The organism is Fretibacterium fastidiosum, assembly GCF_000210715.1.
Taxonomy (GTDB): domain Bacteria; phylum Synergistota; class Synergistia; order Synergistales; family Aminobacteriaceae; genus Fretibacterium; species Fretibacterium fastidiosum.
Map to the genome: position 1 here is coordinate 1,766,341 of NC_021038.1, position 10,730 is coordinate 1,777,070.

The 10,730-nt window shown below is 67.3% G+C and carries 8 protein-coding genes and 1 pseudogene; 3 read left to right on the forward strand and 6 right to left on the reverse strand.

The annotated features are described in order from the left end of the window. The first annotated feature begins 25 nt into the window (after window positions 1–25). The 3 genes from SY1_RS08225 (at window position 26) to SY1_RS08235 (ending at window position 3,793) form a co-directional block, all read left to right on the forward strand. On the forward strand, window positions 26–1,153 hold the full coding sequence (locus tag SY1_RS08225) for a M14 family metallopeptidase (RefSeq protein ID WP_015556754.1): 1,128 nt from the start codon (window positions 26–28) through the stop codon (window positions 1,151–1,153). 1 nt (window position 1,154) lies between these two features. Then, entirely contained in the window at window positions 1,155–2,231 is a 1,077-nt protein-coding gene (locus tag SY1_RS08230) for a M14 family metallopeptidase (protein ID WP_015556755.1), read from the forward strand. A gap of 170 nt (window positions 2,232–2,401) precedes the next feature. Further along, window positions 2,402–3,793, forward strand: coding sequence for a methyl-accepting chemotaxis protein (locus SY1_RS08235; RefSeq protein ID WP_015556756.1), 1,392 nt, complete (start codon window positions 2,402–2,404; stop codon window positions 3,791–3,793). A gap of 84 nt (window positions 3,794–3,877) precedes the next feature. Here SY1_RS08235 and SY1_RS08240 read toward each other — a convergent pair whose 3' ends face one another. The 6 genes and pseudogenes from SY1_RS08240 to SY1_RS08265 form a co-directional block, all read right to left on the reverse strand. Then, the gene (locus SY1_RS08240) at window positions 3,878–5,035 is read right to left on the reverse strand and encodes an MFS transporter (RefSeq protein WP_015556757.1); all 1,158 of its coding nucleotides are present in this window, start codon (window positions 5,033–5,035) and stop codon (window positions 3,878–3,880) included. A 49-nt stretch (window positions 5,036–5,084) separates the two neighbouring features. Beyond that, window positions 5,085–6,200, reverse strand: a complete 1,116-nt coding sequence (locus tag SY1_RS08245) for an FAD:protein FMN transferase (protein ID WP_208873391.1) — start codon at window positions 6,198–6,200, stop codon at window positions 5,085–5,087. A gap of 122 nt (window positions 6,201–6,322) precedes the next feature. Continuing rightward, window positions 6,323–7,471: a glycine/sarcosine/betaine reductase complex component C subunit alpha gene (gene grdD / locus SY1_RS08250; RefSeq protein ID WP_015556758.1), complete on the reverse strand. Its 1,149-nt coding sequence runs from the start codon at window positions 7,469–7,471 to the stop codon at window positions 6,323–6,325. Window positions 7,472–7,484: 13 nt separating this feature from the next. Then, the gene (grdC, locus tag SY1_RS08255; protein WP_208873393.1) at window positions 7,485–9,026 is read right to left on the reverse strand and encodes a glycine/sarcosine/betaine reductase complex component C subunit beta; all 1,542 of its coding nucleotides are present in this window, start codon (window positions 9,024–9,026) and stop codon (window positions 7,485–7,487) included. Between the two features lie 163 nt (window positions 9,027–9,189). Then, window positions 9,190–10,494: a glycine reductase complex selenoprotein B gene (grdB, locus tag SY1_RS08260; RefSeq protein WP_208873395.1), complete on the reverse strand. Its 1,305-nt coding sequence runs from the start codon at window positions 10,492–10,494 to the stop codon at window positions 9,190–9,192. An 89-nt stretch (window positions 10,495–10,583) separates the two neighbouring features. Beyond that, window positions 10,584–10,730 (reverse strand): annotated as a pseudogene (locus tag SY1_RS08265) (glycine/sarcosine/betaine reductase complex selenoprotein A); the annotation flags it as partial.

Below are 10,730 nucleotides of genomic sequence, written 5' to 3' on the forward strand. Positions count from 1 at the left end.
ATTTTTTGTCTTGGGAGGTCTTTTCATGTCTTTCATGTCTTATGCGAAACTGCGGCGTGCAGCCGCTCTCGCTGCGCTCATGGCGCTGTGCCTCGTCCGTGCCCCCGCCGGTGCGGAGGCGGCCTTCTTTCGCCCCGACGTCCGACCCGGATACGGCGTGACGAAGATCGGCTGGCTCTCCGACTACTGTGCCCCTCTGAAGGGGACGAACCTGGACGCGCCCGTCTACTTCATGGAGGGGGCGAAGCCCGGCGCGACGATGCTGATCCTCGGCGGCACGCACCCCCGTGAGATCGCGGGGCACACGGCGGCCCTCGTCGCCGTCGAGAACGCGCGCGTCCTGGAGGGCCGCCTCATCGTCGTCCCAGCGCTCAACGCCAGCGGCTACGGCCTGCACGACAAGGCGACGAACCTCCCACGAAGCCACAGGATCGAGACGCGGAGCGGCGCGCGCCTGCTCCCGCTGGGGGATCGGCGCGTCGACGTGGTGGACCAGGGTCAGCCGGACCCGGACCAGTACCGCCATCAGTCCGGCGAGGTCATCCCCGGCTCGAAGGGCGGCGACGGGGCCGAGACGCGCAACATCAACCGCGCCTACCCCGGCCTTCCGGACGGGACGCCCACCCAGCAGGTGGCTTACGCCGTCGTGCAGCTGGTGCGAAGCGAGGACGTGGTCCTGGAGGTGGACATGCACGAGGCGGACACCCCCAGCTGGTGCCTGGACCCCAGGACGGGCGAGACGCGGCAGGGCGGGCGGCTGGCCTACATGCTGATCTGCAACCCCAGGCCGGAGGCCATGGAGATCGGCGCCGAGGTCGTGGTGAACGTCGGCGACGCCGTGGGCTTCCCCCTGAAGATCGAGCAGTCGAACCGGAAGTTCCGCGGCCTGAGCCACCTCGAGATCGGCGACGCGACGCCCTGCCTCTCCTTCCTCTTCGAGACGCCGAACCCGGGGCAGGACGACTGGCGCGAGGCGCCCGACATCATCCGCGACGTCCGCTTCCCGCTGAAGCACCGGGTGGGCCTTCAGCAGCAGGTGTTTCAGGAGCTCGTCAACGTCTACAACGCCGGCCACGACAGGCACCTCGTGATCGAGGGTCTGCCGGACTACAGGACGCTGATGGAACAGGACGTCGGCGCGTGGCTGAACTGACATGGCGACGGCGCTGAGGCGGGCGGCCTGTCTTCTGCTGGCGCTTGCCCTGTCCTGCGCGTCCTCCTCACAGGCCGCGTTCCGCCTGGACGTGCGGCCGGGCTACGGGCTTACGCGGATGCTGTGGCTCTCCGACTACAACGCGAACCTGCGGGGGAGCGACTACGACACGCCGGTCTACCTCCTGAGCGGGGACAGGCCGGGCGCCACGGCGCTGGTGATGGGCGGGGTCCATGCGAGGGAGATCGCGGGCGTCGCGGCGGCGACCCTGATGGTGGAGAACGCCCGCGTCCGGGAGGGGCGGCTCTTCGTCGTGCCGTGCGTCAACGCCGCGGGCATGTCCGTGCCGGACAGCCTGGGGAACCGCCCCCGCGTGCTCGAAGTGGCGGGCCGGAGCGGGGCGCGCTTCCTGCCATGGGGCGACCGGTACATTCCGCTGCGCCCCGGAGAGAAGGACCCTGAAGCGTTTCGTCACCCGTCGGGCTTCGTGCTGAAGAACGGCGCGGAGTGGCGCAACATCAACCGGAACTACCCCGGCAGGGCCGATGGCACGCCGGCGGAGCGGGTGACCTTCGCCGTCATGGAGCTGATCCGGCGGGAGGGCGTGGCCTTCAGCCTGGACATGCACGAGGCGCGGACCTTTGAGGACGCGATGAACCCCAAGACCGGCAAGGTGGGCAAGAACAGCCTGCTGGCGAACTCGCTCATCGCCCACCCCAGGGCGCTGGACCTTGCGGCGGAGGCGCTGTTCCTGCTGGAGGAGCGGGGGACGTCGATGAAGCTGGAACAGTCCGCGCCGGGCTACCGAGGCATCTGCCACTACGAGATCGGGGAGAACACGGACTGTCTGGCGTTCCTGTCGGAGACGCCCAACCCCGGCATGAACGAGTGGAGCGCCAGCCCTGATCCGCTGGGGCTGCGGGGGTACCCCATCGCGGAGCGCGTGGGGATCGCCGTCGAGGTATTCCGCGCGCTGTGCGCGGCGTACAACGACCGCTCCGAGCGAAAGATTGTGGTCGAGGGGCTGCCGACGCGGGGTGAGGTCCAGCGCGACGGCCTGAGGGGCTGGCTGAATTAGAGGCACCGCGGGCAGGGACCTCTCCCTTCGTCCGGCGTCCTCCGCGGCGGAGGCTGACCCCTGTAAGTTGTGAACGGACGTGCAGGGACGTTTCAAATGCACTATAATAGTTCAACATTGAGTACCGTGGTGTGGCATTTGAGACGATCCTGAGGGAGGTTCGGTTTTTTATGTTTTTTGGAGGGAGCAATGGGAAAAAGAAGGACGAGGGCGTCCGTATGACGCCGGACGAGCTGCGGGAGCTGGAGGCGTTCATCGCCGCGCTGCGTCGGGGGGACTTCGAGAGCGAGGCCCCGGAGTTCGAGGACCCGCGGCTGAGGAACCTCAGCGCCGCGCTGGGGGGCCTGCTCTGTGCCCACGCGGACGAGTACCTGAAGATGACGCAGGACATCAACGACGTGCTGTTGAGCGCGACGAAGGCCTCGGAGGTCCTGGCCGGCCTGGCGGAGAAGTACCAGAAGATATCGGCGGGCGTCCGGGAGGACCTGAGGACCGTGGACGAACTGACCTCCGACGTGAGCGGCATGTCGAGCATGATATCGAGGACCGCGGAGCAGACGACGCAGGGCGGCGCGACCATGGAGCAGGCCAAGACGGACATCCACGCCCTCGCCGCGGGCAACCAGGCGGCCGGCGAGAACCTTCAGGCCATGACGGAGAGCATGAGGCACCTGAGCGACTCCATGGCCGACATCGACAACCTGGTCAACATCATCAACGGCATCGCGGTGCAGACGAATCTGCTGTCCCTCAACGCATCCATCGAGGCCGCGCGGGCCGGCGACGCCGGCAGGGGGTTCGCCGTCGTGGCGGAAAACGTCCGCCAGCTGGCCGAGGAGTCCAAGCGCTCCGTCGCCCAGATCGGCGACCACCTCAACGGCATCCGCACGGACGTCATGACGTTGGGCGAGAAGTTTGCCCAGCTGTCCGACGGCTACGCGAAGAACACGGAGAGTATCGACAAGACGACGGAGGACGCGGACGGCCTCACCGGCGTGTTCGGGGATATCGGAGAGGCCATGAACGGCCTTGCCCCCGTCGCGGAGAAGCAGGCCGCCTCCTTTGAGGGGATCAGCGCCTCCCTGCACGATACAGTGGAGAACATCCAGGCCGTCAACGAGGACACCAGGGGATGCAACGACGCGATCTTCAACAGCCTGCGCAAGATCAACGACATGCGCGCCGGACTCCTGAAGTACGACCTGCCCCTTCAGTCCAACGACATCATCGACCTGGCCAAGACGGACCACATGCTGTGGCTGGCCCGCGTCAATCAGATGATGTGGGGCAACCTGGACCCGGACCCCGACGCAGCGGCGGACTACGCGAACTGCCGCCTCGGCAAGTGGTACGCCGGCGAGGGCAGGAAGAGGTACGGTAGCACTCAGCCCTATCGCGACCTGGGCGGCTGCCACGAGAGGTTCCACCGCGCCTGCGCCGACGCCATCCGCGCCTACAGCAGCGGCAAAAAGGAGAAGGCCAGCGCCATGGTCCCCGGCATCATCAGCCTTTCAAAGGAGGTCCTTCGGGCGCTGGACGCCATCAAGGCGCTGCGCGTGTAGTGGCCCGCTGAATCGGCTGCGGCCCTGCGGAACGGTCCTTTGCGGACCGCCCCGCAGGGCCGCAGTCCTTTGTTCCTTCGAGCCCTACGCCGCCGTTCTCGTCGCCCTTCGGTGCAGCGACAGCATCACGAGGAAGCCCGCCAGGGCGAAGGGCACCCCCATCAGAGCCGTGTAGGGATAGCTCAGGCCCAGCTCTCGCACGGGCAGAGCGCCGGCCCAGGCGCCGATGGCGTTGCCCAGGTTGAAGCCCACCTGCGCGCAGGCTGCCCCCAGCATCTCGCCGCCCGGCGAAAACCGGATGGCCAGGAGTTGCTGCGGCGCGGAGAGGGCGAAGAGCACCCCCGTCCCCAGGAACGTCAGCCCCAGGGCGGCCCAGCGGTTGGCGAAGAGGAAGAAGATTCCCGTCAGCAGGAACAGGATCGAGCCCTGGAGGGCGAAGATGACCTTGGTCGGGGCGAAGCGGTCCGACAGGCGGCCGCCCAGCAGGTTGCCCATCACCATGCCCAGCCCGGCCCAGGCCGCGATGAGCGTCATCGAGTGGGGGGAGAAGCCCGCCGTTTGGGTTATCAGGGGATTGATGTAGCTGTACCAGCAGAACACCCCGCCGTTGCTCAGCGCGATCCCAAGCAGCAGCAGCCAGGGCTTCGCGTCCTTCAGGAACCGGAACTGTCCCCTGAACCCCCGATCCGGGAGCGGCTCCTGATAGGGGATCCAGAAGCGGACGGCAAGGATCATGAGGGCGCCCAGGACGACGGTGGCGATGAAGGGCGCGCGCCAGGAGACGAAGTTTGCCGCCAGCGTGCACAGGGGGACCCCCGCCATGTTGGCCACGGTCATCCCCGCGACCATCGCGGACACCGCGGAGGCCTCGCGCCCCGCCCGGGCCGTGCGCTGGGCGATGATGGACCCCACGCCGAACCACGCCCCGTGGGGCAGCCCTGAGATGAATCGGGCGGCCAGCAGCACGTAAAAGGAGGGAGCCAGCGACGCCGTCAGGCCTCCCGCCGTGCAGAGGCACGCCAGGGCCAGCATGATGCGCTTCAGCGGCTGCCGCCGCGCTACGAGCACCACCAGGGGCGCGCCGGCGCACACGCCCAGGGCGTAGGCCGAGATCAGGATCCCGGCGGTGGGCACGCTGACTCCAAGCGCCGCCGCAGCGGGCTCCAGGATGCTCATCATCACGTACTCCGTTATGCCGAATTCGAAGGTCCCCAGCGCCAATGCCAGCAGGCTCTTGTTCATCAAGACCGTCCTTTCGCGACCGGGCGAAACGCCCTTCGGGGCGTCGCCACTAAAAGTATTCGACCACGACCCGGCTTTCGCTCACGCAGCGCCGCAGGTTCTCCGTGACCAGGACCTCCACGTCCCGGAGGGTCAGCCCCTCCTCCACCGCGAGGCCGCCCCTGCGCCGGACCAGCACGGCGCCCAGCTCCGGGTGCGCCCTCAGGAACTCCATGGAGCGGGCTGAGCCCATGATCATGAAGCTGGTGGCCAGGGCGTCCCCCAGGGCCCCGTCCGGGGTGACCAGGGTGGCCGAGAGCATGTCGTTCCGCACGGGATGGCCCGTGCGCGGGTCGAAGAAGTGGGAGTAGCGCACGCCGTCGATGACCTTGTAACGCTCGTAGGCGCCGGAGGTGATGACCGCCGTGTCCCTCACCGCCAGGGCCAAAAGCGGCCCGCCCCCGTCCGACAGGGGGTCGCGGATGCCGATGTTCCATGGGCTGCCGTTCCTGCCCCCCAGGAGCTGGACGTTGCCCCCCAGGTCGATCAGGGCCGCGGGGACGCCGCGCCGGCTCAGCCCCTCCGCGATCCGTGCCGAGGCGTAGCCCTTGGCGATGCCGCTGAGGTCCAGCACCGCGCCGGCCCGCTTCAAGCGGATGGCGGGCGGGGGGCCGGGGAGGAGCTCAAGCCCCTCCGGATCCGTGAGGGGCAGCAGGGCGTCCAGGCTTGCCTGCTGAGGCAGGACAAAGGCCTGGCTTCCGGGGTCTGCCTGACGCCGGTTGATCCGCCAGAGCTTCGTGACGGGGCCGATCAGCGGGTTGAAGACGCCCTCCGTCGTGCGGCAGGCCTCGGCGGCCCGCGAGACGGCGGCGAAGACGTCCGGAGGAACGGCCACGGGGCTTCCTCCGGCGCTGCGGTTGACCCGCGACAGGTCGGAGCCCTCGTCGTAGATCGAGAGCTCGTGGTCCAGGCTTGTCAGGAGGGCGAAGGCCCAGTCCAGCGCGGCCTCGGCCTCCGCCCTGGGAAGTCCTGCGACGCGGAGCCGGATCACCGTGTTCATGGCCAGGCCGTCGCGCCGTGCCCCCACAGGGCGCTCCTGAGGCCAAAGCGCGACAAGCCCCAGCAGGAGCGCCAGGGCAGCGGCCCACAGGACACCCTTTAAGCTTTCCTTTCGTATGACGGACACGTTCGACACCTCCCAACGCATTATAGCGTTTTTCGCCCTCGCGTGCAGCATCCGAGGGGTCTTGACGACAAAGGGCGGGCCCTCCCCAGGGGGAGAGCCCGCCCGACGTTCCGGCGTTCTGCCTACAGGTATCCGTTCTGCTTCAAGAGCTCTCTGGCCTTGTCCATGTGGCGGGCCGGCATCTTGATGACGGGGCCGGTGCAGCCCATGGCGGATTCGGCGTAGATGTTCGCCTTCCAGAGGACCTTGACGGCGTTGTCGATCTCCAGGACGTCGATGCCGTGCAGCTCGTCGTCCGTGGGCTCCGCGGCGGGGGCCTTCACGTCCTCCTCCGCTGCCGCGGCCCTGGGCGTCAGGGCCGCGATCTCATCGTCCAGCCCGGCCTTGCGGGCCGCGGCCAGTTCCTCCGCCACCAGGGCCGGAAGGCCTGCCGCCACGACGGCCGCCGTGAAGCCCATGGCGTTCGCGATGACCGGCGCGCCCGACGCGCGGGAGACGATGGAGACGACGTTCTTCCAGCCCTCGCCGCAGGAAGGACCGTAGCCCCAGCCCGTGGCCTCGAAGGAGCCGCCCGTGGTGAAGGAGCTGAACATCTTGCACAGCACGTTGCCGGTCAGGGTGTCCGTCACGCAGACGTCCACGGCACCGCTCAGGATGTCGTTGCCCCGAAGCACGCTGCCGCCGTCCGCCCGGGTGGACTGGCCGAAGGTGATGTCGTAGCCCTTTTCCTTCATGTGGGACAGGGAGCGGAAGACCGGCTGCGCCGTGTCCACGTTCAGGATGCCCACCGTCGGGTTCTTCAGGCCCAGTGCCTTCGCCGTGGCGATGCCGTAGATCGCGTTGCGCAGCATGGCCTCGCCGCGCACGGTGGAGGAGGTGCCGGTGGTGGAGGCCAGGATCATGGGGGTGCCCCTGCCGGGGGTCAGGACCCGGCCGATGGTGGTGACGCCCAGGGGGAAGGGGAAGTGCATCGCCACCGCGCCCTCCACGCGCCCCTCCTTCACGGCGGCCTCGAGCGTTTCGGGGACGTCCTCCGCCGCGCACTCGATGTACTCCAGGTCCTCGTAGCCGGGCAGGCGCGGCCCGATCATGACGGGCTTGACGTTGTGGTAGTTCTGCATGGCGAGGCGCGCGCCGCGCGCGATCTCCTCCGGCCCATGCTCGCTGCCGGCGGCCATCAGGCCGACGCGGACCTTGGGGCCTCCGCTCCTGGCGGATTCCACGAGCTCTGCCAGGGCCGTGCCGACTAATTTTTTGATCGCATCAGACATAGCCCGTGCCCCCCTAATTCAGCTTCTCCGCGACTTCGGAGAGCGCCTCCAGGATCAGGGCCTTCACGTCCTCCTTGCTGACGGCCGCTCCCGATGCCCCGCCGCCGGTGGGGGCCTCGATGAGGAAGGAGGCGCCGTCCGCCAGGTTGGTCAGGCGCGCCAGGAAGAGGCTGCCCTTGCCGATGATCATGACGCGCTTCATCTTGCCCGCCCGGATGCCCTCGCAGGCCGGGCCGATGAAGGGCGCTCCTGCGGGGATGTGCCCCTGCGTGGGGGCGTAGCCCACCGTCCCGTGCTCTTTGATGAAGGACTCCATGTCGGCCTTCTCGATGGCCTTCTTCATGACGGCGAGGGCCGCGATCATCTTGATGTTGGCCAGGGGCACGTCGCCCGCGCCGGCCGGCATCGTGATCTCGTGGTTCTGCAGTTCGGGGGCGAAGCGATCGACGTCCGCGAAGGTCAGTCCCGCGGCCTGGAGCGGCTCGAAGGTCAGGGCGGAGGTGACGGCCTGAGGGGCGCCCCCTGCGCCGACGGTGTGCTTGCCCAGGACGTCCAGTCGCATGACGGGGTTGGTGCCGTCGTCGGGGACCAGCAGCACGGCGAAGCTGCCCACGCAGTCCTCCAAGGCCTTGAGGCCCTTTTTGACGTGGTCGCGGCTGTTCATGTAGAGCTTGGGGATGGACCCGCCCGCGACCACCGCGATGTTCCTGCGCGCGCCTGCGGCCACCTGCGAGGCCGCTGCGATCATCGCGTTGACGGGGCCGGCGCAGAAGCCGCGCACGTCGCAGCCGGAGGCGTTGGTGCAGCCCGCGACCTCGGCGATGGCCTTGGCGAAGTTGCCGCCCGCCCTCTGCCCAACGTCCCCTGCGCCCTCCTCGGAGCACTCGATGACGAAGTCGAGGTCCGTCGGGGCCATGCCGCTGTTCTTCAGCAGGTGCAGCAGGGCGAGGACGCCCGACGCCTTGCCCGCCAGGTTCTCCATCAGGACGTGGGCGGTGAGGCAGGCGTCCGTGGGGTGCCCGCTGCGGACGCAGCCCACGACCTTATGGTCGAAGTAGAGGGGCAGCGCGGCGCGGTCCTTGACCTCCTCCTCGATGGCGGAGAGCTCCTGCATGTTCTTCGTGCGCAGCACGCGCTTCACGATGGCCTCCGTGATGATGGGGTCCTTGCCCAGCTTCTCGGCCGCCGCCGCCGCAAAGCCCTTCTCCAGCCACACCAGCTCAAACTCGTCGCAGGCGGAGATCAGCGCCAGGAACTCGTCCTCCGGCATGATCTCGCCGAACTTGCCGTAGCGCTTTGCGTCGCTCAGGCGGTTGTCGATCCAGGGCGCCTTGGCCGCCTCGAACTCCTCGTAGCTCAGGCCGCCGATGTAGGCCTGGTTGGGCGCATACTGCAGGGCTTCCTCGTAGGTCTGCAGGTGCTTGGGCAGGGCATCGACGTACTCCTTCTCCTTGCCGCTGTGACGGGCTTCGTAGGGGGTGCCGCCGTAGTAGCTCCCCGTCTCGGGCGCGTGGTTCAAACAATAAGCGTAACTTTTGATACCGACTGTGGACATCCAGAGTCCTCCTTAAAAAGAGCTTGCGGATCACCCCCATGGGGGTCCTTATATCATACCTCAAAATTCTTCCGGGCGAGGGGCGTAGCGTCGCTGCCGCAGTGGGTGGGTACAAAGCAGGGGCCCGGGAACAGCTCCTGGGCCCCTTGAGGATGGCGTTCTGCTATTCCGTGAACACCGTCTGCTCTGAGATATCCGTCTGAAGCGCCTTCAGGGCCCTCTCGACGAGGCGACGGCGCAGAGCCTTTTCCTCCTCCGGCGTCCTCGTGGGATCGCCAAGCGGGTGCGGGATCGCGATCGTGGGGACGATTCGGTTCGCACCGACCGTGAGGGAGATGGGGACGATCGTGCACATGTGAACGACCGGCAGCTTGCGCTCAATTTCCTTGACCATCGTTGCACCGCAACGAGTGCAGGTGCCTCAGGTGGAGGTCAGGATGACGGCGGTAACCCCGTCCGCCACCAGCTTGTTGGCGATCTCCGCGCCGAAGCGCTTGGCGTTGGCCACGGCGGTTCCGTTTCCAACGGTGGTGGAGAACTTGTTGTACAGCTTGCCGATGACGCCTTCCTTTTCCATATCGCGCAGCACGTCCACGGGCAGGACGCGGTCCGCGTCCTGGTCGGCGTAGGTGGCGTCGTAGCCGCCGTGGGCCGTGCGGTACTTGTCGGTGGTCAGGTCCATCACGCCCGTGATGTCGTAGGTGCCGTAATGGCTGGCGCTCGAGGCCTCGATGTGGTCCGGGTTCCCCTTCGGGACGATGCCGCCCGAGGTCACCAGGGCGATCGTGGCGTGCTTCATGTCCTTCACCGGGGGCTGAGGGGGAACGCGGTCGAAGACCGGCATCTTGTACTCGGTCTCGAAGGGAAGCCCCTTCATCTTGGCGACGAACATGTCGACGCAGCGCTCGGCGGCGAGTTTTTCGTAGAACTTGTTCTTGCGGATGCCGCGCTCGATGTAACCCTCCTCCGCCGGCTTGCCCAGGGGCTCCTTCTTCAGGAGCTTCATGAGCAGCTTCGCCATGGCGGGGACGGCCTTCTTCATGCCGACGGCGCTGTCCGGCGTCTCCACGATGTAGAGGGCCTTCTTGTACATCTCCACGCCGGGGTTCTCCGGGTACATGCCGCTGACCACGGGGATGCCCAGCTCCTTCGCGACGGCCGCGCACATTGCGCCGCAGGCCGTGCCGTAGCGGCCCGCGTTGAACGCAGGCCCGGCGATGAAGGCATCCGGCTTGTACTTCTTGATCATCTCGATGATGTCCGCGCTGGCCTTCTCCATGTTGGAGGCGAAGTAGGAGTCGCCGCAGATGACCGTGGCGACCACCTCGGCCTCGGAGCCCAGGGCGCCCTTCAGGGCCGTGCCCGGCCCCACGACGCCCTCGCGAATTTCGGGCTTGTAGTCGGCCTTTTCCTCTCCACCGATGCCAGCGTAGAACTGGTTGATGTAGTGAACGATGCGAAATGCCATGTCAATCCCACCTTTCCTGAGTTGCATCCAATCAGATGATATGCTGGTCTGCGTTGATCGCAGACGGGCAAGTTCAGTCACCGGGTCGATTAATCGATCGCACCCTCGCTGTACTGGTCGCGCATGCCCTTGACAGCGGCGGCCAATGCCTCCGGATCAAGCACCATCTCCATCATGCTGATCTGCTCCTCCCAGGCCTTGGGATCACACTCGGCACGAATGACGGGATCGAAAAT